Source organism: Desulfosporosinus sp. OT (assembly GCF_000224515.1).
In the GTDB taxonomy this organism is placed as follows: Bacteria; Bacillota; Desulfitobacteriia; order Desulfitobacteriales; family Desulfitobacteriaceae; genus Desulfosporosinus.
Genome location: NZ_AGAF01000053.1, coordinates 91,915 through 117,291, shown reverse-complemented (window position 1 = coordinate 117,291; position 25,377 = coordinate 91,915). Strand labels below are relative to the sequence as shown.

The window sequence follows — 25,377 nt, the reverse complement described above, 5'->3', positions numbered from 1 at the left end:
TATACGTTGGATCTGATAGCTTTACATAATCCCACAGAAATACGAAGAACGTCCTTTTGCGGGCGTTTTTCGTTTCGGTTTGTCTTAAATATTGTATGATGAGTTTATCACAGAATGGTTGGGACTAAACCTAGCTTTTTTCGGCATATTAGATATGAAGGGAATATAACCATAAGTGTGTTAATCATAATCATCAGTGAACATAGTATAATATGCATGTAACGTATTAGATTCTTGGACATAAGGAGGAAACATGTTAAAGAAGCAAGTTTTTATTGTAGTGACAATCATGGCACTTATCTTCACTCTTGCTGGTTGCGCAAAAAAACCTACAACTCCAGTAACACCCCAGACAGGCACAGAAGTAACGCCATCAGACCATCCCACTGAAACTCCGGCCAATTCCGGAAACAAGGTGAGCCAGACCGATGTAGAAGGCAAAATAAATGACTTGCTTAATAAGAAATATCCCGCCGACTGGAAAGTTTCCGGAACCACGTTAAGCAAGGGTGCCTATACGGAAAATGGTAATTATAAGATAGTGGATGATGTCGCTGCGTTGTTCCCGGAAACCATGGGAGTTTCCATATTCATCGGTGAAGAGAGAATCTCCTCAAGCGTTATACAACAAGACACTGGTACTAGAGTTCTGAAAGGATATGCTACCCCGCCTACAGTAGGCGAAGTTATGAAAAGTGGAAAGACTACTAGTACCTTAAGCAGCGGGTATTTGAAGGTTTATGTTCCTTTCAAGGACAGTAGCAGTAAGACTGTAGCAGTTATGACGGTATCAGTGCCCCAACAATAGAAAATTTTAAATGATTATCCATGTATCGAATTATTGGAGAAATACGAGAAGCCCGTAACTGTGATATTTACTGTTACGGGCGGTTTTTTTATCTAGCGAATTCTTGTATTTTGCGGGGGCTTGCTAATTTCAATTAACTTAACAATTCCCCAAGCTACGACGGCATAAACAATCATCGCAATAATGGTCGTTGGTTCTAAGACCGACTGGGCTTCAATCCCTTTAGATACAGTCGATCTAAAAATACCGGAAAAAGGGGATAAGAACGCTTGGGAGACTGAATATATGAGCGATACGAAGGGGCTTTTAGGATTGGCCCCTAAAAGTTTAAAAATAAGACGGAAGGTAAACAAAACTTCTAAAACGCCCAGAATATAATAGACTATTCTTCTGGCTTTCAGAAACCCTTGGTCAGTTTGGATAACGTTACCTTCGTGCACAGGTTGCGCCACTGTTTTCTGCTCATCCATTGCTGTCCCTCCTAATTCAATTTGCTGTGTTATTAGCTTGCCATATTTTATAATCAACTATTACATACATGATGTGGATCGTCCAAGGCAACTATCGAAAAGAGAGCACCTAAGTGGGATATGGGCAATCGAATCGCATCCATCGGATCTGTTGAGAATTTAAAGAAGTGAACTGGTTTTTGTTATAGCATGTACATATTTATGCGCTCTGATGTGCAAACTTTTTAGAGTGACAATAAAGGGAGGATAGGCTAATGACGGAAACAATACTCGAAAAGACAGAAGGACGGGTAAGCTATCATGATTCTGTAGAAGAAATGTTAGTTCGAATTCGGGAAGATGGTATGTCTAACTCATTTGATCGATGGACTGAGCAGGAAAAAATCCGCTGTAAATTTTGCCTGCAAGGACTAACCTGCCAACAGTGTGCCCAAGGACCTTGCCGAATTAGTGAGAAAGGTGGGCAGGATAAAGGGGTCTGTGGAATAGGTGCCGATGCTATGGCAATGAGAAAGCTTCTTCTGCAAAATATTATGGGAGCTGGTACATACAGTCATCATGCCTATGAGGCGTTCAGAACCTTACGAGCAACAGGTGAAGGGAAAACTCCGTTTAAGATCACTGATGTCAATAAACTCAAATGGATGTGTGAAAAGCTTGGACTCGATACGAATCAGGATACTAACCAGATGGCCATACAATTAGCTGATCTCCTCAATGCGCAAATGAATATTGGGTCTGATGAACCGAATCTGATGGTCGAAGCCTTTGCTCCGAAGAAACGAAAAAAAGTTTGGCAAGATCTCAATATCTATCCGGCCGGTGCCGTTCATGAAGAACAAAATTGTGTCGCGAGCTGCTTAACTAATGTTGACGGAGATTATGTTTCTTTAGCACTCAAAGCTTTGCGCTTGGGGCTTTCTACAATCTATAATGCCCAAATCGGGCTGGAGATGACTCAAGACATCTTGTTTGGTACACCCACGCCTCACGAGGTCAATGTTGATTTGGGAATTATGGATCCTGATTATGTTAATATTGTATTTAACGGTCACCAGCCCTGGCCTGCTGTAGCAACTATTCAGAAGGCCAAAATGGCCGAAGTTCAGGAACGGTCAAAAGCGGCTGGTGCTAAAGGATTAAGAGTGGTCGGTTCGATAGAAACGGGACAAGAATTAATTCAAAGATTTGGCATGGACGAGGTCTTTGTTGGCTTAATGGGGAACTGGCTCACCATCGAGCCCCTGCTGGCAACTGGGACAGTGGATGTTTTAGCCATGGATGAAAACTGTTCGCCACCAGCCATCGATATGTATGCTGAAAAATATCAAATAACCTTGGTGAGTGTGAGTACAATTATCGGTGTCCCCGGTCTCCAGCATAAGATTCCCTATCAACCTGCTGAAACAAATGCGATGGCTGATCAGCTCATTAACTTGAGTATCGAAAACTTCAAGAAACGTCATGGTAAGGTTACGCCTAAAGTTCCGAAAATAACGCAAAAAGCTATTGCGGGATTCTCCACCGAAGCCGTCCTAGGGGCCCTAGGCAACAAACTAGATCCACTTGTTGACGTCATCACTGCCGGAAAGATAAAAGGTGTGGTAGCGTTAGTAAGCTGCTCGACTATAAGAAATGGTCCTCAGGATTGGAACACTGTGAATCTCGCTAAGGAACTTATCAAGAAGGATATTCTGGTAGTGGCCGCTGGATGCGGAAACCATGCCTTAGAAGTGGCGGGCCTGTGTAACATGGATGCCGTCAAAATGGCTGGCAATGGCCTAGGAGAAATTTGCGGTGCCTTAAAAATACCTCCCGTTTTAAGTTTTGGCACTTGTACAGATACAGGGAGAATCTCCATGCTCGTCACTGCGTTGGCGGACCATTTGGATGTCGACATTCCTCAATTACCGATCGCAGTGACCGCACCCGAATGGATGGAGCAAAAGGCGACGATTGATGGAGTATTTGCTGTAGCATATGGGGCTTACACTCATTTATCACCAACCCCCTTTGTGACCGGGGCACCTCAACTTGTCAAATTATTAACGCAAGATGTGGAAGGCTTAACTGGAGGGAAGGTTGCCCTGGGAGATGATCCCGTCGAAGTGGCCAACAACATCGAAGCTCATATCCTTGCTAAGAGAAAAGGGTTAGGCTTGAGTGTTAATCAAGCAGCAAGATAAATTTCTATGGAATTCAGCAAGTGATTAATTGTTGAGTCCAATAGATGGATAGGTTAGCATTACATTAATGATGGTAAAAAGGCTGTCGATATTTTATTGTATCGGCAGCCTTTTTAAGTAATAGTCAGACCTCCATGCCACTGTGCGGCACCACTGATGTTCTTGAAAGGATAATGCAAATACTAGAAAGCTACCGACAGTATTTATATCGGTAGCTTTCTAGTAGATTGATTTGAATCGATTAAGTTAGCGTGCACCTAAATCATAGGGAGTCTCCTGATAGACATAATAATTCAGCCAATTTTGAAAGAGTAAGTTAGTATGGGAACGCCATTTGTGGACCGGTATTTGAGTAGGATCATCGTCAGGAAAATACCCTTTAGGGAGAGCAATGGAAACTCCTTTGGCGATGTCTCGGTCATATTCTTCTTTTAGGGTTAACGTATCATATTCCGAATGTCCAGTTACAAAGACTTGACGGCCGTCTTTAGATACCACAATATAAATGCCTGCTTCATCAGACTCTGATAGAATCTCTAACTCTGGGTATTTTTCAAGGTCACTACGCTTGATTTCTGTATGACGCGAGTGGGGCACATAAAATTCGTCGTCAAAACCACGTAGGAGCTGCATGCCGTTTATACCGCGCTTATTAACATCGTGTTTGAAGATACCAAACATTTTCGCTTCAAGTGGGTATTTAGGAATGCCATAATGGTGATACAGCCCGGCTTGCGCCCCCCAGCAAATGTGAAAAGTAGAGGTTACGTGGGTTTTTGTCCAGTTCATAATTTCTTGGATTTCTTTCCAGTAGGTGACTTCTTCAAATTCGAGATGTTCTATCGGTGCACCAGTAATGATCATGCCATCAAACTTTTGTCCTTTAATGTCAGTGAAACTCTTATAAAAAGCATCCAGGTGTTCTTGAGCGGTATTTTTAGAAGAATGACTTTCAATATGCAAAAGGACAATGTCGACTTGCAAGGGAGAATTTCCGAGCAGTCTTAAAAGCTGTGTTTCTGTTGTTTCTTTGCGGGGCATTAGATTGAGTATAACAATCTTTAAAGGGCGAATATCTTGGTGAAAGGCGCGTTCTTCGCCCATCACAAAGATGTTTTCTCGACTTAATATATCCATAGCTGGTAAATGTTCGGGTATCTTAATTGGCATATATTTAACCCCTTTTTCCAAGTACGAGGCTCGATGTACGAAGTTGAGAAAATTTAAGGTCAAAATATTGTACATCGATAGTCGACCATAATTTCTGTCTAAAATTTTTTAAACTTATAACTACTCCATGAGTGTGAGGACACTCGTGCTGATCTGGTGATATCCTTTATGAACTTAAGTTTCTAAGTCGCTTATGCTCTCTGACTTGCCTGAAGTGCTTGATCCAAATCATAAAGCAGATCACCAATTGTTTCTATTCCAATAGAAAGGCGGATCATATCGGGTGATATGCCGGCAACGCGTTGTGATTTCTCGTCGAGTTGTTGGTGGGTTGTGCTTGACGGATGAATGACCAGGGATTTGGCATCCCCGACGTTAGCCAAATGCGAAAATAGTTTGAGGCTGTTTATGAACTTCTTTCCTTCGTTAAGGCCGCCTTTGACGCCGAATGTAAAGATCGATCCAGCTCCTTTGGGTAAGTATTTTTTAGCAAGTTCATGATAAGGGCTTTTCTCCAGCCCCGGGTAGTTTACCCAAGTGACCAACTCGTGCTGGTTGAGAAATTCCGCAACCTTTTGGGCGTTTTCGATATGGCGTTCCATGCGCAGTGGAAGAGTCTCCAATCCTTGCAAAAACAAGAAGGAGTTGAAGGGAGAAACTGCTGCCCCAGTGTCGCGTAGAAGAGATACCCTAGCCTTGGTGATATAGGCAGCCTTACCGCAGGCGTCTGTATATATGACGCCATGGTAGCTAGGATCAGGTTGGCTGAGCCCTAGAAACTTGCCGTTATTCCAGTCGAAATTCCCAGAGTCGATAATGACACCACCAATAGAAGTCCCGTGGCCGCCAATAAATTTGGTAGCAGAATGAACGACGATGTCTGCTCCGTGCTCAATAGGTCGACACAAGTACGGCGAGGCAAATGTATTGTCAACGATCAGGGGGAGCCCGTTTTCGTGAGCAATATGGGCAATAGCCTCTAAATCGGCAACATTAATTTGGGGATTTCCTATGGTTTCTGTGTATAATGCTTTTGTCTTGTCTGTAATTTTTGAGCGGAATTCTTCCGGCTTGTCGACATCAACAAAGTGGACCTTGATTCCAAGTTTAGCAAACGTATAGGCAAACAATGTGTAGGTACCACCGTAAAGGGAACTCGAGGCGACAATTTCATCCCCAGCTTGAGCTATGTTTAAAATAGCATAGGTAATGGCTGCTTGTCCTGAGGCAGTAGCGAGTGCTCCGACTCCCCCTTCAAGGAGCGTGATGCGTTGTTCGAATACATCCTGAGTGGGATTCATGATTCGGGTGTAAATGTTGCCCGATTCTTTTAGAGCAAATAAATTGGCCGCATGGTCAGTGTCGTTAAATACAAAGGAGGATGTTTGATAGATTGGAACGGCACGTGAATTAGTTGCGGAATCAGGGCTTTGCCCTCCATGCAAGGAAAGGGTTTCGAAACCTAGTTGACGTTCTTCGGTCATTATAATTTCCTCCTTTAAATAGCTATTTTGTAAATAAAAAACGACCACTTCAAGAGAAGCGGCCGTTATATTATTTAACGCGCTACTCTCATCTTTCAGAACTATGTTCTGTAGGATTTAGCACCTCATAGCTTACGCTATCGGTTGCCGGGCATCATTGGGCCAGTCCCTCCGCCACTCTTGATAAGAGAAATTCAATATTTAATTGTATGTGTAGGTTACAGCTACTATAAAACAAATTAGCATCAGTGTCAATATTCAACGAGTATAATTTATATGGGAAATATTTGAATTTCTTTATGTACTTCGACGGAAACCGTGTACACCAATCCTTTAGGGACCATTTCAGATACTTCAACAACGATGGAATCAATTTTTTCTTCAGTATCAACAATCTCCAAAATGATGGGCAAGTCTGAGGATAGTTCTAACAGGCGTGCACTGTGCAATACTTTATCCTGTCCGTATCCTTCAATTCCTCTGAAGACAGTGACCCCGATGATCCCCTGTTCTTTCAGCCAATGGACTAGATATTGGTATAAAGGTTTGTTTTTAAATCGTTCTTTTTCACCAACGTATACTTTAAGTAATTTGGCCTTTCGAATCATACTTGTGCCCCCCTTCAAAATTCAGTTATAGTATTCGAGCCAAACCTACACCTAAGGCCGCACCAGTAAATCCAACGACCACGCTCAGTAAGGTATATAATCCTGCCGTGAAAAAACTCCCGCCTTCAAGTAAAGAAATCACCTCATTACTAAATGTGGAGAACGTTGTGAAAGCACCTAAGAAACCAATGCCGATTCCTAAACGCCAAAGAGGGCTGATGGTTAAGCGTTCAATAAATAATACATTTAAGAACCCCAAGAGAAAAGCTCCGCTAACATTAATAAGAAAAGTATGTAAAGGGAATCCCTGATTCCATTTATTAGAAATCCATATCCCAAGGCTATAGCGAGAAAGGGCTCCGAGTGCACCTCCTAGAGCAATCACAAGCATGTTTTGCATTAATTTCAACCTCGTTATTCTTAAAATTTTGTAGGATTAAGAAAAATCAAAATCAAAATCCAAAGATGGAATGAGTAAAAGCAATCAATTGTATTTATGTGTCTATCATAATCTATAAAATAAATGAAAACAACCATGGGAGACAATCACTGGACCGAGGAGGAAGCTTATGGATTTATCGTCGGGATTTTAAAATAATATTATAATTTTGTCATAATGAAATATTGACATATATAAATATGAGAGTATGATAATATACAGGAATGATTTGGAGCTGCTGAGCAAGAGTAACTTTGTACAAAGGAGATGAGTAACGTGCCCCAGGAGTTGCCGACGATTAGGCGTCTTTTAGGTATTGATGAAATCAGAATTCGCCAGGAAGCTAAGCGCTATAAGGCCTTAGGGGATGAAACACGCCTCAAAATTTTCCGAGTCTTGGAAAAAGGAGAACGATGTGTCTGCGAACTGATGGATCTATTTCAAATGAACCAATCCGCAGCCTCCCATCAGCTTAAGGTTTTAGAAAATGCGGGCTTGGTGGAAGGGCGCCGGGTGGGCAAATTCGTCTATTATTGTGTACCTGAAGACAGGACAGAAGAACTTTGACAAAGAAAAGGGAGAGAAAGGATTGATAATTTATTTATGCTTCAAGCGTTTGCTGACTATGTATCGTACACTTTGTTTAGGCTTCTACCAAACAGCCACTTAGGTGCCGCTGTTAATTTTTTTATCTATGATACTATTAAGATCTTTTTAATGCTGGCCATAATAATTTTTTTGGTTTCTCTGATCCGCAGCTTTTTCCCACCGGAACGAACTAAGAAGATTTTAAGTCATAAACGAGAATTTATCGGTAACATTCTGGCGGCCTTGCTTGGGATCGTTACCCCATTTTGTTCCTGCTCCGCAGTGCCAGTCTTTATTGGTTTTGTGGAATCAGGGGTGCCCTTGGGGGTTACATTTTCATTCCTCATCTCTTCGCCGATGGTGAACGAGGTAGCTCTGATTATGCTCTGGGGAATGTTTGGTTGGCAGATTGCAGCGATCTACATTGCCACTGGGATTAGCGTTGCCATTGTTGGTGGATTAGTAATTGGAAAACTTAAGCTAGAACATCTGGTGGAAGAGTATGTTTACAACATCAAAATGGGCGAAACTGAATTAGCTGCTCTAACCTGGAAAGAAAGGATAGAGTATGCTTGGGAATACGTTGTGGACATTCTCAAAAAGGTCTGGCTGTTTGTCATTATTGGGATAGCCATTGGTGGTGTAATGCATGGCTATGCGCCCGCTGATTTCCTGGTCAAATATGCTGGAAAGGATAACCTATTTGCTGTCCCTCTGGCAGTACTCATCGGCGTGCCTCTCTATTCCAACGCAGCTGGGATCATTCCCATTGTTCATGTGTTGATGGAAAAAGGGATGGCTTTAGGTACGGTTCTCGCCTTCATGATGGCCGTGACCGCTTTAAGTCTGCCGGAAATGATTATTCTGCGCAAAGTTTTGAAACCCAAACTACTCGGCATTTTCATTGGGATTATGACAGTGGCAATTATTTTCGTAGGGTATTTGTTCAATTGGATATTTGTTTAGATTGATCCCATAGTCTAACGAAAAAGGTGGTTGTATTTTAATGCAGGTTATTTGCTATTGCCTCAATGTCACAGAAGAAGAAATCCTCCAGCATGTCGCGGGGTCGAAGTGTTGTTCAACTCTTGAAGATATTCAGAAACATACGGGAGCCAATACAGGACATGAATGTTCGATGAAGAATCCGGCGGGCGTCTGATGTTCGTCTATGGTGCGATCGGTGATCGCCAGAGGCTTGACTATGCGCCAAGTGGAAAAAGAGTAGAAGGGTAAAAAGAAAGGCTTCCGCCGGTTGTTAAACCAGGTGGGGGCTTACTTTTTTCGAAAAAAAGTATTGTAATTAATATATAATAATATTATGATTTAACAAATATTTACTTAGCGATGTTGGGTGACCTAGGAGCGGTTAAGGACTTAAGGAGGAGGAACGGTTATGATCGAGATTCAGGTGTTTGGCATCCGGGATGAGGCACCAGCAGGTATGGGGATGTGCAGTTGCGGCGGTACTTGTGGTTCGGGTTCTGAAAAAACCATGGGGGAAATGTACGAAGAATTAGAAAGTTTTCTGGCTCAAAGTGATTTGGGTTCAGAGGTGCAGGTGCAATTCCTTGATGTATTAGACGATGACTTGAGTGGTCATGACACAGCCCACACGATGTTCAAAAGTGGGTATGCTTTACCATTGGTAGCCATAAAGGGAGTTGTTCGTTTCTATGGCGGTATTAGCATAACCAAGGTGTATGACGAAGTTAAAAAGATAATGATCTGATCATTGAACAGCCTGTGAGGTTTGACTGGGACGTCTAAAGGGACTCCAGTCGAACGGATGAAAGGGGTAGCTTCATGATTTATTTGGATAATGCGGCAACAACGTGGCCTAAACCACTACAAGTTGCAGCTGCCATTGAAGAGGCTCTTGTGCACAAGGGCGGGAACGCCGGCCGGGGTGGGCATGGTGCAGCGATGCAGATGGCCAGACTCATCCATCAGACGAGAGAAGACTTGTGTAACCTATTCGGCACGAATAATCCGACCAGGGTTGTCTTTACCCAGAATGCCACGCATGCTTTGAATCAGGCGTTATTCGGACTTTTACAGCCGGGGGATCATGTCATTACGTCTTCTCTCGAGCATAATGCGGTGGCACGACCGTTTTTGGTCTTGAGACAGCAGGGAGTTGAAGTTAGCGAAATACCTGGGGTACCTGGGGATGAGTTCGATTGTGAAGCGTATAACAAGGCTTTTCGGCCCAACACCAAGTTAGTTGTATCCTTGCATGCCTCGAATGTAACGGGCACGTTGTTGCCTGTTGAAAAAATAGGTCAAATTGCCCAAGAGCATGGGGCTTACTACTTGCTGGATGCCGCGCAGACGGCAGGTGTTTTTCCTATCGATGTAGGACGCCTTTCCGTGGATTTACTTGCTTTTCCAGGCCATAAAGGACTTTTAGGTCCTCAGGGAACGGGAGGACTCATCGTCAAGCCAGAGATATGGTTAAAGCCTTTGATTTACGGTGGTACGGGGAGTCTCTCTGAAGAGGATCGACAGCCAGAGTTTCTGCCGGATGCCCTGGAAAGCGGCACTTTGAACGGCGCAGGTATTGCCGGGCTGGGGGCAGGAGTGCGGTACATCCTTAGTGAAGGTGTGGATAAAATACGGGTTAGAGAACAGGCACTTTGCCGAAAATTATGGGAGGGGCTCAGAGAAATCCCCGGGGTTAAGCTTTATGGAAGTGAAATGGTGGAACGTCGTTCGCCCATTGTGGCATTTAACATAGGTGACAGGGATTCAATAGAAGTCGGTTTTATTTTAGAACAGAAGGCAGGAGTAATTGCCCGGGCAGGATTACACTGTGCTCCCCATGCCCACAGGATGCTAGGAACTTTAGAACAGGGAGTCGTTCGGTTTAGCCCTTCGCATTTCACGAGCGAGGAAGAGATTGAAACGGCTTTGCAGGCGGTAAGAAGGGTCGTAGAGGAGATGGGCTAACTGGTTGTCACCTGTCGAGGACGCAGGTTCTATGAGATAGCAAAAGGGACACCTGTACTGAAAGTACAGATGTCCCCTTTAACTACATCCGTAGTCCATGATTTATACTAATCTTCATTCTTCGCTCTTTAAATTGTTCTTCTACCAAAAACAAGTGTTGCACAGGAGGAAGGGGTTCGCCGTCCTCCTCTACGACTTTTTCAATGTAATATGCACACCTAGTTTTATCCTCTTGTGAATTACTCAGAGTTTTGTACTTGAAACAGCTTATGAGGTCGTTATTGTCATTTATACCTAAACCACAGTTACCACATGTCTTCATGTTTATCGATACTCCTCCTTTCAATTGTTTTGTCTATAAATACAACAATATTCTGAATAATTAATAATATTATTATATTATAGAAACATGATAAAGCAAGAGTATTGTTCATGAAAATTTCTAAGTAGCTTTGAATGAGAATAGTCTTATAATTAAAGTGACATCAAATATCGAAAATATACTTGACTAACCTATAACTAAAGAAATATAACTACGACATTTAAAGTGGAGAGGGGATGCACAAGAAATGAGAGATATAGTTGATATAGTATTTAAACCTGTGCCTTCGATTGAACGTCTATATTTAGAGTTGACCAATCGTTGTAACTTGTCTTGTGAAATGTGTTACCGCCAGAATTGGAATGAACTTTTGGGCGATATGTCTACAGCGATTCTAAGTTCAATTGCTGGTGAGGTAGCTGTTTTTCCCGACCTTAAGGAAGTTATTCTGGGAGGTATTGGTGAACCGACGATTGCTAATAATTTTCGTCAAGCGGTGGAACTATTCGCTGGGAGGTATGATGTTACTGTGACTACGAACGGGACTACATTGGACGAGGGACTGATTGAATTCTTAATCTCCCGTGGTGTAGCTCGGATCGCTCTGTCCGTTGATTCAACAGATGTACAGACGTTTGCTGCTATCCGGCATCAAAATATTAAGGGTCTCTTGGAGAGCACGCGTCAGATAACGCAGCGGAGGGTTAATGGGAGACCAGAGGTCATATGGGAATTCGTGGCGATGAAGAGTACTCTCCCATATCTGGTTGAAACCGTGCGTAAGGCAGCTCAACTGGGAGTCGATCAGATCTATGTCTCCCATATTTTGCCGATGAGAGAAGAGTCGGTGGTTGAAACCCTTTACCACCCCATTATGGTTGCTGAGACAGAGAAAATTTTCCAAGCCGCTTTCATGATGGGATTAGCAAAAGGGTTAGAAGTGGTTTTGCCAAAAAGCGAGTTAAAAACAGATCGGTATTGCAAGTTCGTGGATACTCAAAGTGCGGTTGTACGCTGGGATGGTCAAGTTTCGTCCTGTTATCGGTTTTTGCATTCCTATCCTGAGTATGTGTTTGGAAGACACAAGCTGATTGACGCCCACAGCTTTGGCACACTCAGTGAGCAATCGTTACTTGAAATCTGGACATCGCCTGAATTCATGAGGTACCGTTACAATGTTCTGCACGGAGAATACGCGTCGTGTCCTGATTGCCAGTGGATCGATGGGTGCGATATGGTTCTTCGTGCAGACATGGATTGCTTGGGTAATGCTCCATCTTGCGGAGATTGTCTTTGGGGACGGGGAATGACAGTTTGCCCATAATACAAAAGCCGTTTTAACATAGCAGTCTACAGGGGTATTTGTACTGAAAGGTACAGATACCCTTGTTGCGTTAATGACATCTTGTTCTTAAATATAAGAAAGAGCAAGGTGTTGGCAAGCTAGAATAAGCAGAAAATAGTAGTGCAATAATAATAAAACAGTAGTATTATATTAGTATATGATAATTATATAATAAAATAAGGGGGTGCGAATGTTCTCATAACTTATAATTTATAGAAGGGAGGATTGGGATGACCTTAACAATGACAATAGTTGCGGCAATAATCGTGTTTGTTTTGACAACGCTATTAGCTATGGTGGGTATTGGTGCGGCATTTATTATTATTCCGGTCTATATATGGTTGGGAGTGGCTTTGCCTGAAGCTACGGCTATTGCATTATTGCTTAACGGCATAAGCATGACCTTTGCGGCTGCAACGAATGCTAAACATAAACTTATTGACTTTAAGATTGCGGTCCCAATCACCATTGTTGCAGCATTATTAACTCCCTTTGGAGCCTATGCAACTCAATTTATTTCCAAAAATAGCCTATTGTGGTTTTTCACTGCGTTTTTGATTTTCGCTGCCAGCATGATGATCTTTTACAAAACCAAGCAAAAAGATCGTATCCCGAATATACGTAGAGACATTACATTAGGAAGTATTGTTGGAGCTTTCGCCGGATTTTTAAGCGGACTACTGGGAATCGGAGGAGGTAATTTCATATTGCCAACTTTAGTGGGTTCTGGTATGGAGCCTAAAAAAGCTTCCGGGACCACGTCTCTTGTAGTGGCAGTCCCTTCTCTTGTGGGTTTTTTCGCGAAGTTAAAAGTAGCCAATGGTCATTTAAATTGGACGTTGTTAGGATTTTCAGTTATCGCCTCGATCCTTGGAGCTCTTTTGGGAGCAAGCTTAATGAATGCAAAAATGAAAAGCAGTCAACTTAAAGTGGTAATCGGGATTGTTCTGTATATCGTTGCATTTAAAATGATTTTAGGTTTAATCTAGCATATCTTGGGGCAATAGTTGTGTTTATTCTGCCTATATATTATTTGAACTATATTTTGGGTCAGAACTCAATAAAACTAAAAAATAAAAGGAGGTTATATTTAGCATGATTAATGCAAAAGATTATTTCGAAGTAGGAATCAAATTTCACGGACACAAGTGCCCGGCCATGCCGTTAGGTCTCAGGGCTGGAGCAGCGGCTATGAACTCACTTGGTGTGGAGCGTTCCCAGGATAAGGAGTTGGTGATGGTAGTGGAGACTGGCAACGATCACGCCGCAGGTTGTTTTGTTGACGGATTGATGACTGTAACTGGCTGCACGTATGGCAAAAGCAATATTAAGAAAACCTATGTAGGTAAAATGGCCTTTACCTTAATTGATACGAAACTGCAAAAAGCCGTGCGCGTTCAGTTAAAAGCCGAATTTTTTGGCAAGATGTTACAGTCACCCTTTGTACTTCAACGCAAACAAGGTGTATTGCCACAGGACATAATCGCCAATATCACTGATCCGCTAGTAGACGGAGTTATGAACCGGGCTGAAGAAGAATTTTTGGCTATCAGTCCAGTGTTTGATTATCATTTCGAAAAGACGAAAGGAACATTTGATACCGACTTATGCGCGGTGTGTGGTGAACGGGTATTCGTGCATAAATTGCAAACTGTCAATAGCGAAAAAGTCTGTATTCCCTGTGCGGAAAAAGCAAATAAATAAACGGGATCGGCCATAACAAGATCTATGATGCGGTTCAGAAGGTCTTTTGATCACACTAAGGGCACTTATCCATGGGTATGGATGAGTGCCCTTACTTAAAGCCCCCTATCAATTTCTTATTTTTGCTAAGGAGGATTTTGTTTTCCTCGAATAGCCTAACGAATTTGATCTGGAAGGTATAACAGGTTTTAAAGACTTAGATAAACAGCCTTGCAAAAAACAAAAATATATAATAATATACTTATATAAGCAATTTATTAATTACAGAAAGGAGTAAGCTCACAGTATACTGAACAGTGTATCGAAGCGATGGTTTTAAGAAATTAAGGAGAGACGGCTTCATTAAGCGAGATTGATGAATGAAAGGCCCTGGAGAGGACGAAGAATGATTTATGACTTCTAAATGGATGTCTAACGTAAGAATTATGATGAGAGATATAACAAGGAGCATGATAAAGTATGAATGTTGAATTGCCAGTAAGTCGCAAGTTATCAACACTGGATCGCTACTTAACTTTATGGATTTTTTTGGCGATGGCAGTTGGTGTGGGTATTGGCTTTGTCTTTCCAGGCACGTCAGGTTTTATTAACGAATTTCAGGTCGGAACCACCAATATTCTGATTGCCATTGGTTTAATCGTAATGATGTATCCACCACTAACAAAAGTGAAATATGAGGAGATCGGATGTGTCTTTAGAAATGGGAAAGTTATGGCCTTATCCTTGATTCAAAACTGGATTATTGGACCACTTTTAATGTTTGCTCTAGCCATGATTTTTTTGCATAATTATCCAGAGTATATGGCTGGACTTATTATGATTGGCCTAGCCCGTTGTATTGCCATGGTCATTCTTTGGAACAGTCTGGCCAAAGGAGACTCAGAGTATGCAGCAGCGTTGGTTGCTCTGAATTCTGTGTTTCAGGTTATTTTCTATTCAATCTATGCCTATATCTTTCTTACCGTCTTGCCAAGCTGGCTCGGTCTCGCTCTAAGTGTTAAAGTTGACATCAGTATGTGGGAGATTGCAAAGAGTGTGCTTGTTTATCTAGGTATTCCCTTCTTTGCGGGGATGCTTACGCGCTTTATCCTTTTACCTATGAAAGGGAAGGAATGGTACGAGAAGAAATTCATCCCAAAGATTAGTCCACTTGCGCTGATCGCCTTGCTCTTCACGATTGTTATCATGTTCTCGCTCAAAGGCCAGACTATTGTTTCCGTGCCTTTAGATGTCGTAAGAATTGCTATACCGCTGTTAGTTTACTTTACAATTATGTATTTTGTTTCTTTCTATATGGCTTGGCGACAAGGGCTTCCCTATGGTCAAACGGTCACCTTAGCGTTTACGGCAGCGAGCAATAACTTTGAACTGGCCATTGCTGTTGCTGTCGCGGTGTTTGGGATTAACTCTGGAGCTGCGTTTGCTGCGGTCATCGGTCCACTTATCGAAGTGCCTGTAATGATTGCCTTAGTTAATGTTAGTTTGTTCTTTGGGAAGAAGTATTTTAACAAAAAGGGACTGCCGATAAGAGCAAAGTAGAAAGTCTCGAGTAAAAAGGAGGGTGAGACGCCCTCCCTTTGATGATTCCAATCTATTAAAGCGGAAAAGAAAAAAGTATATCTATGATAAACTGTTAGTTAGAAATATTAACGGGAGTTTTGGTTTTGAGGAAGAACCTTTTAAGTAGGTTGTTATTCCACAAGACATATAATAATATATTTATATAAGTGATAGATGATGAGAAAGGGGGCAGAGTTTTGGGTTTAGAACTGCGCATTGAGGCAATGGCTGAAGAATTTAAGGTTCTAGGAGATAAGATGCGGTTGAGGATTCTATCGTTACTGCAGGGGCGGGAGTTATGTGTCTGTGATTTGACAGAAGTATTGGAAATCAGCCAGCCGGGGGTGTCTCAACACATGAGGCGCCTCCGGCAAACTGGATTTGTGAATGAGCGCCGAGGAGGGCAATGGATTTATTATTCACTTAATTTAGAAAATCCGCTGATTAGCTTGCTTTTGCCTACTTTTCCCAAGGTCAAAGAGGATGAGGAAAGGCTAGCGCGTGCTAAAGGATGTCCAACTTAAACTAGGATAAGACTCAATAGTTGAGTTTGAAACAATAGGGGGAATTTGTTGTGAGAGTTGCGATAATATCTGATGTTCACGCCAATATCATTGCTCTAAAGGCTGTGCTAAAAGATATCGAGGAACAACAGGTCGACAGGGTTTATTGTGCAGGTGATTTAGTAGGATATGCCCCATTCCCCAACGAAGTCATTGATTTGATCAAAGAAAAGAACATCCCAACAGTCATGGGTAACTATGACGATGGAATTGGTTATCAACGATTTATTTGTGGTTGTGATTATAAGGATGCTGAAGCTGAGGCTTTGGGCCATAAATCTATCGCATGGACCAAGAGGCATACTTCTGGAGAGAATAAAGAATTTTTGAGAAATCTCCCCAAAGAAATACGGTTTAGTATAGCAGGCAAACGATTACTCCTAGTTCATGGCAGCCCAAATAGGTTAAACGAGTATGTCACAGAAGAAATTTCTAAAGATTATGCTAGCGAGCTTATTGCTCTTGCTGGCACCGACATTCTTATCTGTGGTCATACCCATCTTCCCTTTACCATGGTCTTAAAGGATAAATTGCTAATTAACGTAGGCAGCGTTGGAAAACCAAAGCATGGGGACCCTCAAGCTATCTATGCACTCCTGTCTTTTGCAAGGGATGTAACGGTTGATTTTCGAAAAGTACCTTATGATTATGAAAAAACGGCAATGGCAATTGAGGCCTCTGAGTTGCCAAATGAGTTTGCCCAAATAATTCGGACAGGAAAGTATTAAGAAGCGCCAGTTGGGCAAAAAGAGTGCAAGAAGGGTTGCTTTCTGCACTCTTAAGGGGTGTGAAAAGGTTGGTAGCATATCTACCAATTCAAGGAAGTGAAGCCCTCTTCAGTAGCTTCATATGCACCCATAATTACTACACTGGCATCTAATAAATCTTCAAGAATATCTTTGCGTTGTAGTGGAAAGCATAGGGCATTATTACACCCAGACCGCATTGCTTTTGGAGTCGGGATTAGAGCATAGGGGCAATCAAGCTTTTTAAGGACTTTCTCCGCAGCCATAGCCTGGGTTAAAGAATCAAAGGTAATTAGAGCACGGTAATGTATCAGTTCACGATAGAGCATTGGCATAGACTCCTATTCTTAATAATATAGAAGGTTGAAACGAAGAGAATCCTGCCTCTTATTTTTGCTGTGTTGTTGCAATAATAAAACTTCTTTTAATCATGGATACAGCGAAAATTAATATCAGTAGGCCAATACTATAGATAATGAACAGTGTAAGAAAGCTGCTATTTCCCACAATTCGGCTTCCAAAAGCAGTGCCTAATCCACCGCCACCCATGAAACAGAAGGCAACAAGTGACATAGCGACGCCCCTCGTTTTGGCTGCGAATTCGGTAGCAATTGTTAAGAAGGTTGAATGGGCAAGCATGAGGCCTAAACCTAAAAGACCTATGCCGAAAATTAATGCTACAAGAACGCTACCCAAGGTTATGATTATTAGCATGGCTAATAAAGCAAAAGTAAGTCCAAGAAGAATTGTCTTTTTGCGTCCAACTTTGGCAGAGATTCTCCCGGAAATGCGTCCACCGATAATAGACATAACTCCAAAAGTTGACATAATCAGTCCGATTAGGAAGTTATTAAAGTCATAGATATTTTGTATGTATCCACTAAGGAATGAAAAAGAGCCTAAAAGAAAAAAACCTTCAAATAATACAAGTAGATAAATCTTTAGACTTGAAGGGTTACTTAAAAGGTTTAAGTAGGGGGCAAATACTTTGCTTCCTTTGTTTTTGCTGGAAGGTATGTTTCTTCCTATGGTTAGCAATAGAATGGTTGCCACTACAGACAATATGGCGTAAATCAGAAATACGCCACGCCAATTGAAAAAGTAGGCAATAGAACCACCAATGGCCATACTTAAACCTTGTCCCAAAAAGGATATGCCGAGGAAGGTCCCAATGGCTGTCTGACGTTCATTTAAAGGGAAGATATCGCCAATCAACGCCAACGATATCGGCATTACTGAAGCTGCAAATATGCCTGTCAAGGCCCTGTAGATAGTAAGGTCGGTTAGACCAGTACCGAGTGCACATAAACCTGTCGCAATAGTAAAGAAAACCATTGAGAAACTTATAACTTGTCTTTTACCGAACTTGTCGGCAAGGTAGCCAAAAATAAGTTGAAACAATCCAAACGGAATCATATAGGCTGAAATTATTAACGAAGTACTTGCAAGGTTTACTCCAATATCCTTTGATATAGAAGGTAGGATAGGAGAAACAACCCAATTATCTGCCATCACTACAAATCCAGCCAAGCCAAGGATTAAGAGGATACTTTTTTTATTCATACTTTCCCTCCAAAGCAATTAACTTCACAGCTTTATTACAATGATTTGTTGCTTTCTAAAGAATATGTTCTCTCCTCCTTTGCGTATATTTATTACAATGCTATAAGTATAACAAGATTATTATATTATAAAAATTGAATAAATTATACGATTTTATGGTAATTTTTAAACCGTTTTGGGACCAATATGCTGGTTGACAAATTTTAAAGAGATCAAACTTAATGATGCTGCACAGAAAATTAGGATCAAGTTTTATAATAAAAAATATTGATTTATTAAATGCGAAGCAAATGATGCAGTAACTATTATTGAGAAAAATGTTAATGGTACATCAGTTGAATTTAAATTGAAAAATATATTATAATAGAGATATTATAATATTATTAAATGGGTTCTTTATGGGCAAGATGATAATTAAAAATAGATTAGAGGGGTTTATGTGGAAGAACAGATTATATCCATGAAAAGTGATTTCTTTAAGGCCTTAGCACACCCTACACGGGTACGTATTCTTGAACGTTTAGCAAAAAGTGAAGAGGAAGTATGTGTTTGTGAGTTTATAGAAGAGTTTGGGATTGAACAATCGAATTTATCTCAACACTTGAGCATTTTGCGCAAACAGCATCTTATTGAATCAACTAAAGTTGGCTTGAAAGTATTGTATCGCATTAAATATCCAGAAGTTTTGATAATCCTAGAGAAGGTTCAAGAGATTCTTGCGCAGCAATTTAGAGAGGGAGAAGCTTTGATGAAGCATCTTGCCGAGCGTTAGAAAGTTGTAAGAAAAGAGCTAAATCTAAAAATTCCTGCCACTGTAAGTTCAGTGTGGCGGGATTTTTTTCTTTAAGCCTTATACAAATACCATTTGCAGGTGCTCAACTCATATTTAAGTTCGAACAGCTTTAAAAGCCCATCAACTTCACTTTGACAACGAAAAATAAACATGCGATTTCCGGCGAGTTTCTCCTCGGAGCGTGTTACGACTCGGCTGACTTTGACTACTATGCTAGAATCGTTATCAGAAGTCAGCTTATATCGAATAGGATGAGGGATTCCCTCAAGGGTAAACCAAGCAATCATTTCGATCGGTTGCATTAAAATTCGCATACTATCACCCGCCCTAATTCAAAAAATGTATAGACATCAGGGGTAGTCTCTTATAAACCACTTTACCAGAACTAGTGTTCCCTGTAAAGGTATATATGTTTTGGTCTTTGGGATACACATATAACCTTAAATGAATTGGGATATTTTCCTGTAATAGAATAGCGCATGGCTTCTAATACTAAGTTTGTTAGAAGAAAATTCATAGGGAGGGGTTCCAATGACAGTTCAATCAGATTTACAAAAAGCAGTGGCTGCGGCCCAATCCGCTCTCGGTACTTATTCCACGTTTTCTCTTTCGACTCAAGACCAATCGGCCAAGGCAATGTTCGAGGAACTATCTAAAGATGCGCAGCGTCATGTCACCATGCTCAACAACCGTCTTGCTTATATTGAACAAAGTAATCCAATGAATCAACAAACCACTTAAACTGAGAAAGTAGTAAGGCGGAGATAGTTAAGGCAACTATATGGCACGATAAAGAGTTCTGTCAGCGTTCGTAATAACGCCAACAGAACTCTTTCGTTTTATGAAGTTGGGGGATTAAAAAATTTGAGGATAACGTGATGATAACTGTGAGATTAAACCGCTCCAGGAATTACTGCGGGGACATAGACGCGTTGGGCGAGCTCACTATCGATCATAAAGAGTCCTGCCCCGTCTCCATTTATAAGTTTAAGCTTATTCAGCACGCGCCCCATGTTTTCCTCTTCTTCTACTTGTTCTGTGATATACCATTGAAGAAAAATTTCAGTCGTATGGTCTTTGATTTCGCGTGAGATATTCATGAGCTCATAGATAGAATTGGTAATGAATTGCTCATGTTTTAAAGCGAGTTCAAATACTTCTTGAGGACTGGAAAACTCATTCTGAGGTTCTTTGATCTCGGATAAGGTTACCTTGCCGCCTATTTTGTTCAAATAGTTGAAAAAGCCTAGGGCATGATCGCGTTCTTCCTGAACTTGAACTCGGAAGTAATTGGCAAATCCGTCCAGATTCATGGATGAAAAATAAGTTTGCATAGCAAGATAAAAATAGGCTGAGAAAAATTCTTTATTCACTTGATCATTAATGGCTTGAATCATTTGTTCGTTTTGCAATGTATTCCACCTACCTCTTTTTTTATAATTAACCCTTAAACGTTTAAATATGTATTCTATATTATTCCACAAAGCTCCTGCAAATAATAACATCTTTATAAAAATAATTATAATACTTATCAAATAGATAAAAGTTAAGCTTATGCAGCAAAGTGTAATCACTATGCATATAGATTAAATAATCTGAAATAGCTTTCAAGATGTCTCTTTCGATGAGCAGAATATCCCATTCTATCGCGTGAAATGAATGTCGCCACTAAACAAAAAGACTGTTGATAGGTTTGTTGTAACCTGTCAACAGCCTTTTTTCTTTATACGAGTAACTCAAGGTATGCGATCTGATCTTAAAACATCTTGGTACAGAGTTTTGTTCAGCGTATAAGCGTTTTTAAAAAGGAAGTCCTATTCGTCGGATGAGTGCAAATCCTGCTCGCTTAGCGAGAGGAATAAATACTTTGCGCAGAAGAGGAGTGCCAACACGTTGGGCTAGGGGAATTCCTACTTTACGTGCTAAGGGAGGGCCGACATGCTGGGCGATGGGGAGGCCCACTTTGCGGGCCAGGGGAGGACCAAATTGTCTCATAATTGAAGGGCCGTATTGTTTTAGAAGAATTCCTGCTTGCTGTTGCCAGAGGTTAGAAGACGCAGGAACAGAAGAGGTTGGATGTTTCTCCAATAGAGGAACTTGCTTTTGAATGGAAGAAGTGGGCTGCGTTATTGGTATAATGGTCGGTTGGGTGGCTGGTGTATATTGAATTTGTTGTGCAACGGGTGATTGTCCAGGACTTTGAACGTTGTTCGTTCCCTGTCGCTGAATAGGGGAGAACCTGTTCTGTCGATTTGGGAAATAACCCTGTTGCCCCATCAACGATGTCATGGGTAGGCCCCCTTTATATTAAATGTGAGAATCATTTGGTTTAGGATTCTTATGCTAACACGGTATGCATTAAATTCCATAATGTTCCATAATTTAAGGACTTAATAATTATAGAAATTGATTTCTAATCCGAGAGTCATAGTTAGCTTACTAAAGATAAAAAATTGAATTATTTGGGACGCCAAGGTAATTTGTGGAATATATTGGAATTAGGGAGGTGTTTTGAATGGCTCTGAATTTTCTCAGGAATCAAGGAAATGTTCCCACCCAAGGTCAAGACCAAGCTGTTCCGAACGGTCTAAACCGTTTCATGCAAAAGAAGGGAATTAATTCTCAGGCTGATTTTGAACAAAGAATCCAACAAAATCCTATTGGCTTTCTAAGAAAACGAGGATAACTCTTAAGGCTCAAGAAAATATAAACTGACTGATTATCAGTTTATATTTTCTTGCAGGCTCCTTCTCGCCGTTCGTAGCAACAACATAATCTTCATGTGAGTAATGGTCTCCAGCAATTGTTTTTCAGAGCTTGAAGGGAATTCTTGATAAATTAAAATATGTTTCGACATTTCTCCATCTGAACAGGTATGATAGAGTGAAGTAGACAAGGGGACCGCTCGGGAACTTTCATTACAGAGGTGATAAAAATTAGGGTGCTTGTTTTATGAATGTATTTACGGAGGTTGAAATGAACAATCATTATAATTTAGAAAAACTGATAATGATATTGCCAATTTTGGCAAAAACAACGGGTGGATACGCAACGATTACGAACTCTGAGGGCCAGCGACTATGTACCATTGATTGGAGTGGAACGGAAATAAAGGAACTGAATGGGGAAATATATGATTTGGCAAGAGATGCAGGTCAGCAGGCTCGTCCGTTAATCGGTGTTTCTCAAATAGCAGATCAGGCGGATGCTTGGGCATTGCCAATCGGTGAATATGTCCTGTCGTGCAGTAATGTGGAGCGTCTGAAAAGAGAACAAAAATTTCAAGATGCCTTAATAAAGGCGCTTCCGATGATAGCCCGAGTAGCTGGTGGCGAAGCCGTAATTTTTAACGATATGGGTGAACGGTTATTAAGCTATTATTCGAATGGAACTGAGCGACACCAGTTGAAAGGGCAAGTGAGTAAACAGGCCAGACAAGCTATGGTTTCTCAGGAGCCTGTGGTAGGAAAGTCTTTTTCAGTCAATGGAGCAATGGCAGTCCGCATTCCTATTACCGAGAAAATCGGTTTTGGATTTAATAATGAAAATGCAGCTCGCCAACATCAAAAATTATATGATGAAGTTAAGAAGTTCCAAAGTGCGAACTATTGTTTTGAAGACATTATTGGGGAAAGTGAAGTATTGGCCAAAACAAAGAGTATGGCAAAATTCGTTGCAGATGGTGTTTCCTCGATTCTTATTTATGGAGAAACCGGAACTGGGAAGGAACTGTTTGCTCAATCAGTACATAATGCTAGTGATCGTCGATATCTTCCGTTTGTGGCGTTAAACTGTGGGGCTTTACCAGCTTCACTCATTGAAAGCAATCTCTTTGGTTATGAGGAAGGGGCTTTTACCGGGGCGAAGAAAGGGGGAAGTCCTGGTGCTTTTGAACAAGCGAATGGAGGTACTATCTTTCTCGATGAAATTAGTGAGATGGAAATTAGTTTACAAACTAAATTGCTCAGAGTACTTCAAGAAAGAGAGGTGGTGCGGGTTGGTGGATTTAAACCTCAGAAAATTGATGTTAGGGTCATTGCCTCTACCAATAAAGAGTTGAACGATCTCATCGCGGATGGAAAATTTAGAAAGGATCTTTTCTATCGTTTAAATGTAGTCCAGTTAAAAATCCCTGCACTGAGAGAGCGGGTTGGAGATATTGTTTTATTGACTAGGTTCTTTATTCACAAATTTGTCTTGTCATTTGGAAAACCTGTTGAAGGCATTGACGCTGAGACATTAAAAATCTTGCAAAATTATTCTTGGCCGGGAAATGTACGTGAACTCCAGAACTGTATTGAATCTGCTATGAATATGGTACGGCAAGAGTCGATACTTCTACCTGAACATTTGCCTCCTTACCTAGGGCAAGGTCAAAGGGCATTAAAAGAATCCGTGGTAATTGAGATTGAGAATGAAGAGCTTAACTTAAAGGTGGCATTATCAGAAACTGAAAAATTAATTATTCAAAAGGCGCTGGAAATGGCCAAGTATAAAAAGGTCAAGGCAGCGCGCATTCTGGGAATAAGTACGGCGACCTTATGGCGAAAACTAACTGAGTATGGGATGGAACGAGAGCAAATGTGATTTGTGATGTACAAAGCATTTATTTTGTTTTCATTAATGAAACGAATGCTTGCATGATTGAGATGTTTCCTAATATCTGACCTGCTCGTTGGGGTCGGCCATTTCATAAATGAGTTATTATTCCTGTCTTTTATCCACAAATACCAATCCGAATTAGATAATACTCTTAAAATACCCCTTAAAATGACGGGATTATGGTTTGGGAGAGGGAATAATTGTTGGCACAAAATTTGCAATGGTAAGAAAGCAAGTATTAAAGATTATCACTTAATACAGAAGGTTTTTTAATTTTCAAAGAAGTGTTCATGGCAATGGTGCCTTAGATTAGTACAAACTAACCTAAGGCACCATTTTGCCTATTTGAAAGGAGTGATGTCTTAATGGACTAAACGTAAGGTTATTTTTAATAATTTTTTGGCACTAAAATTGCGTGGCCTATAAGCTAGAGAGAAAAGCTATCAAGGCAGGCTATTAAAGGAGGAAATTGTTGTTTAAAAGGTGAAGGTTAGCACAAGTTTGGAGGCTGGGGAGTTTTAACGTACTTCTTGAAGTTCTAAATCCATCAAGATCTGTGACCGACATAGGCCATTATTATTATTAAGGATGCGATTTCATGCCAGATCTAAGTGAATATTATCAACCTCAATCTTTGACTACTGCGCTGGAGTTATTAGCAAAATCGGGCGGCAAATTGAGGCCCTTGGCGGGAGGGACCGACATCGTTCCGGCGATGAGCAAGGGGGAGCTAAAAGCCGACGGGTTGGTTGATTTATCTAAGTTACCGGATATCCAACGGATTAGTGTAGACGGTAATGAGGTAAAGATAGGTAGTTTGACAACTTTTACGCAAATCGAAACGTCTCCCCTAATACGAGCTAAAGCGTCGCTTTTGGCAGAGGCTGCGGCTGCAGTAGGTTCACCCCAAATCCGTAATTTAGGAACTATTGGTGGGAATATTGCCAATGCTTCGCCGGCGGCTGATACGGTAACAGCCTTGGTAACGTTAGATGCTAAGGCGAGGCTTGATTCCCTTAAGGGATCTCGGCGCGTCCTTGTTAGTGAATTGCTGTGCGGGGCTGGAAAAACTAATATTCACCCCCAGGAAATAATCACAGAGATAAACTTTAAGATTCCACCTCCAGGCAGTAAAACTGGTTTTATCAAGTTAGGTCGCCGCAAAGCTTTGGCGATTGCGAGAATGAATTTAGCAATTATATTTAATGTCAAAGAGGAAAGAATTAGTTTTGCCCGTGTAGGTTTGGGCGCCGTCGGACCAAATCCTCGCCGCTATGTCGTTTTGGAGAATAGTTTGCTTGGACAAACGCCATCTGAAGTTTTAATAGAGAAGTTTGCTATTGAGGCTGAATGTGAAGTAACGCGAGTGCTTGGTTCTCGGCCTTCGGCAGTTTACAAGTGTGAAGCCGTGAAGGGGATTGCTCGGGATTTGTTGACGAAATTGTTCTTGGATAGCGGACAAGGGGTGGTGTAA

Annotated in this window: 28 protein-coding genes, 1 pseudogene and 1 riboswitch; of the genes and pseudogenes, 18 read left to right on the top strand and 11 right to left on the bottom strand. The window is 41.2% G+C overall.

What is annotated here, in order from left to right; translation table 11 throughout:
• Positions 1 to 253 precede the first annotated feature (253 nt).
• A complete protein-coding gene (locus DOT_RS04810; RefSeq protein ID WP_009614966.1) occupies positions 254 to 808 on the top strand; it encodes a cache domain-containing protein in 555 nt (184 codons plus the stop codon).
• A 92-nt stretch (positions 809 to 900) separates the two neighbouring features.
• Here DOT_RS04810 and DOT_RS04805 read toward each other — a convergent pair whose 3' ends face one another.
• Positions 901 to 1,278 carry a YggT family protein gene (locus DOT_RS04805; RefSeq protein WP_009614965.1) on the bottom strand — a complete coding sequence of 126 codons (378 nt, stop codon included), beginning with the start codon at positions 1,276 to 1,278 and terminating at the stop codon, positions 901 to 903.
• 254 nt (positions 1,279 to 1,532) lie between these two features.
• Between DOT_RS04805 and cooS the strand changes: the two genes are divergently transcribed.
• Positions 1,533 to 3,464, top strand: a complete 1,932-nt coding sequence (cooS, locus tag DOT_RS04800) for an anaerobic carbon-monoxide dehydrogenase catalytic subunit (RefSeq protein WP_009614964.1) — start codon at positions 1,533 to 1,535, stop codon at positions 3,462 to 3,464.
• A gap of 246 nt (positions 3,465 to 3,710) precedes the next feature.
• On the opposite strand, the gene metA is transcribed toward cooS, so the two are convergent.
• The 4 genes from metA to crcB all read right to left on the bottom strand — a co-directional run bounded on the left by metA (position 3,711) and on the right by crcB (position 7,126).
• Positions 3,711 to 4,634: a homoserine O-succinyltransferase gene (gene metA, locus DOT_RS04795; RefSeq protein ID WP_009614963.1), complete on the bottom strand. Its 924-nt coding sequence runs from the start codon at positions 4,632 to 4,634 to the stop codon at positions 3,711 to 3,713.
• Between the two features lie 191 nt (positions 4,635 to 4,825).
• Positions 4,826 to 6,118 (bottom strand): homocysteine synthase, encoded by a 1,293-nt coding sequence (locus DOT_RS04790; protein ID WP_009614962.1) that lies wholly within the window; start codon positions 6,116 to 6,118, stop codon positions 4,826 to 4,828.
• Positions 6,119 to 6,203: 85 nt separating this feature from the next.
• Positions 6,204 to 6,308, bottom strand: a riboswitch (SAM riboswitch).
• Between the two features lie 82 nt (positions 6,309 to 6,390).
• Complete coding sequence (locus DOT_RS04785; protein WP_009614961.1) at positions 6,391 to 6,726, bottom strand: DUF190 domain-containing protein; 336 nt, start codon at positions 6,724 to 6,726, stop codon at positions 6,391 to 6,393.
• Between the two features lie 25 nt (positions 6,727 to 6,751).
• On the bottom strand, positions 6,752 to 7,126 hold the full coding sequence (gene crcB / locus DOT_RS04780; RefSeq protein WP_040411240.1) for a fluoride efflux transporter CrcB: 375 nt from the start codon (positions 7,124 to 7,126) through the stop codon (positions 6,752 to 6,754).
• A gap of 315 nt (positions 7,127 to 7,441) precedes the next feature.
• Between crcB and DOT_RS04775 the strand changes: the two genes are divergently transcribed.
• The 5 genes and pseudogenes from DOT_RS04775 (at position 7,442) to DOT_RS04760 (ending at position 10,705) form a co-directional block, all read left to right on the top strand.
• Positions 7,442 to 7,732 (top strand): metalloregulator ArsR/SmtB family transcription factor, encoded by a 291-nt coding sequence (locus tag DOT_RS04775; RefSeq protein ID WP_009614953.1) that lies wholly within the window; start codon positions 7,442 to 7,444, stop codon positions 7,730 to 7,732.
• Between the two features lie 36 nt (positions 7,733 to 7,768).
• The gene (locus DOT_RS04770) at positions 7,769 to 8,719 is read left to right on the top strand and encodes a permease (protein ID WP_009614951.1); all 951 of its coding nucleotides are present in this window, start codon (positions 7,769 to 7,771) and stop codon (positions 8,717 to 8,719) included.
• Positions 8,720 to 8,768: 49 nt separating this feature from the next.
• Positions 8,769 to 8,981, top strand: a pseudogene (locus DOT_RS28370) ((2Fe-2S)-binding protein); the annotation flags it as partial.
• A gap of 168 nt (positions 8,982 to 9,149) precedes the next feature.
• A complete protein-coding gene (locus DOT_RS04765) occupies positions 9,150 to 9,485 on the top strand; it encodes a hypothetical protein (protein WP_009614947.1) in 336 nt (111 codons plus the stop codon).
• 74 nt (positions 9,486 to 9,559) lie between these two features.
• Complete coding sequence (locus DOT_RS04760; RefSeq protein WP_009614945.1) at positions 9,560 to 10,705, top strand: aminotransferase class V-fold PLP-dependent enzyme; 1,146 nt, start codon at positions 9,560 to 9,562, stop codon at positions 10,703 to 10,705.
• A gap of 82 nt (positions 10,706 to 10,787) precedes the next feature.
• Here the strand turns inward: DOT_RS04760 and DOT_RS04755 are convergent, their stop codons facing one another.
• A complete protein-coding gene (locus DOT_RS04755; RefSeq protein WP_009614943.1) occupies positions 10,788 to 11,027 on the bottom strand; it encodes a hypothetical protein in 240 nt (79 codons plus the stop codon).
• Between the two features lie 247 nt (positions 11,028 to 11,274).
• Between DOT_RS04755 and DOT_RS04750 the strand changes: the two genes are divergently transcribed.
• The 6 genes from DOT_RS04750 to DOT_RS04725 all read left to right on the top strand — a co-directional run bounded on the left by DOT_RS04750 (position 11,275) and on the right by DOT_RS04725 (position 16,927).
• Positions 11,275 to 12,351, top strand: a complete 1,077-nt coding sequence (locus DOT_RS04750; RefSeq protein ID WP_009614941.1) for a radical SAM protein — start codon at positions 11,275 to 11,277, stop codon at positions 12,349 to 12,351.
• A 251-nt stretch (positions 12,352 to 12,602) separates the two neighbouring features.
• Positions 12,603 to 13,361 (top strand): sulfite exporter TauE/SafE family protein, encoded by a 759-nt coding sequence (locus DOT_RS04745; RefSeq protein WP_009614939.1) that lies wholly within the window; start codon positions 12,603 to 12,605, stop codon positions 13,359 to 13,361.
• Positions 13,362 to 13,467: 106 nt separating this feature from the next.
• A complete protein-coding gene (locus DOT_RS04740) occupies positions 13,468 to 14,076 on the top strand; it encodes an FmdE family protein (protein WP_009614937.1) in 609 nt (202 codons plus the stop codon).
• A 459-nt stretch (positions 14,077 to 14,535) separates the two neighbouring features.
• On the top strand, positions 14,536 to 15,615 hold the full coding sequence (gene arsB, locus DOT_RS04735) for an ACR3 family arsenite efflux transporter (protein WP_040411239.1): 1,080 nt from the start codon (positions 14,536 to 14,538) through the stop codon (positions 15,613 to 15,615).
• Positions 15,616 to 15,833: 218 nt separating this feature from the next.
• Positions 15,834 to 16,160, top strand: coding sequence for a metalloregulator ArsR/SmtB family transcription factor (locus tag DOT_RS04730; RefSeq protein ID WP_009614931.1), 327 nt, complete (start codon positions 15,834 to 15,836; stop codon positions 16,158 to 16,160).
• Positions 16,161 to 16,210: 50 nt separating this feature from the next.
• Complete coding sequence (locus DOT_RS04725; protein WP_009614929.1) at positions 16,211 to 16,927, top strand: metallophosphoesterase family protein; 717 nt, start codon at positions 16,211 to 16,213, stop codon at positions 16,925 to 16,927.
• A gap of 80 nt (positions 16,928 to 17,007) precedes the next feature.
• On the opposite strand, the gene DOT_RS04720 is transcribed toward DOT_RS04725, so the two are convergent.
• Both DOT_RS04720 and DOT_RS04715 read right to left on the bottom strand, forming a co-directional pair.
• The gene (locus DOT_RS04720; protein ID WP_009614927.1) at positions 17,008 to 17,274 is read right to left on the bottom strand and encodes a DUF3343 domain-containing protein; all 267 of its coding nucleotides are present in this window, start codon (positions 17,272 to 17,274) and stop codon (positions 17,008 to 17,010) included.
• A gap of 58 nt (positions 17,275 to 17,332) precedes the next feature.
• Complete coding sequence (locus tag DOT_RS04715) at positions 17,333 to 18,508, bottom strand: MFS transporter (RefSeq protein ID WP_040411238.1); 1,176 nt, start codon at positions 18,506 to 18,508, stop codon at positions 17,333 to 17,335.
• A gap of 439 nt (positions 18,509 to 18,947) precedes the next feature.
• On the opposite strand from DOT_RS04715, the gene DOT_RS04710 reads away from it, so the two are divergent.
• Positions 18,948 to 19,280 (top strand): metalloregulator ArsR/SmtB family transcription factor, encoded by a 333-nt coding sequence (locus DOT_RS04710; protein ID WP_009614922.1) that lies wholly within the window; start codon positions 18,948 to 18,950, stop codon positions 19,278 to 19,280.
• Between the two features lie 71 nt (positions 19,281 to 19,351).
• Here DOT_RS04710 and DOT_RS04705 read toward each other — a convergent pair whose 3' ends face one another.
• A complete protein-coding gene (locus tag DOT_RS04705) occupies positions 19,352 to 19,615 on the bottom strand; it encodes a hypothetical protein (RefSeq protein ID WP_009614920.1) in 264 nt (87 codons plus the stop codon).
• Positions 19,616 to 19,832: 217 nt separating this feature from the next.
• Between DOT_RS04705 and DOT_RS04700 the strand changes: the two genes are divergently transcribed.
• Positions 19,833 to 20,042, top strand: a complete 210-nt coding sequence (locus DOT_RS04700; RefSeq protein WP_009614919.1) for a DUF1657 domain-containing protein — start codon at positions 19,833 to 19,835, stop codon at positions 20,040 to 20,042.
• 152 nt (positions 20,043 to 20,194) lie between these two features.
• On the opposite strand, the gene DOT_RS04695 is transcribed toward DOT_RS04700, so the two are convergent.
• Together DOT_RS04695 and DOT_RS04690 are read right to left on the bottom strand one after the other, a co-directional pair.
• Complete coding sequence (locus DOT_RS04695) at positions 20,195 to 20,713, bottom strand: ferritin (RefSeq protein ID WP_009614918.1); 519 nt, start codon at positions 20,711 to 20,713, stop codon at positions 20,195 to 20,197.
• Between the two features lie 388 nt (positions 20,714 to 21,101).
• On the bottom strand, positions 21,102 to 21,590 hold the full coding sequence (locus DOT_RS04690) for a hypothetical protein (protein ID WP_009614916.1): 489 nt from the start codon (positions 21,588 to 21,590) through the stop codon (positions 21,102 to 21,104).
• A gap of 226 nt (positions 21,591 to 21,816) precedes the next feature.
• On the opposite strand from DOT_RS04690, the gene DOT_RS30265 reads away from it, so the two are divergent.
• From DOT_RS30265 to DOT_RS04680, 3 genes are all read left to right on the top strand, one after another.
• Positions 21,817 to 21,987 (top strand): hypothetical protein, encoded by a 171-nt coding sequence (locus tag DOT_RS30265; RefSeq protein ID WP_009614914.1) that lies wholly within the window; start codon positions 21,817 to 21,819, stop codon positions 21,985 to 21,987.
• A gap of 266 nt (positions 21,988 to 22,253) precedes the next feature.
• Positions 22,254 to 23,888 carry a sigma 54-interacting transcriptional regulator gene (locus DOT_RS04685; protein ID WP_242833772.1) on the top strand — a complete coding sequence of 545 codons (1,635 nt, stop codon included), beginning with the start codon at positions 22,254 to 22,256 and terminating at the stop codon, positions 23,886 to 23,888.
• A gap of 613 nt (positions 23,889 to 24,501) precedes the next feature.
• A complete protein-coding gene (locus DOT_RS04680; protein ID WP_009614907.1) occupies positions 24,502 to 25,377 on the top strand; it encodes an FAD binding domain-containing protein in 876 nt (291 codons plus the stop codon).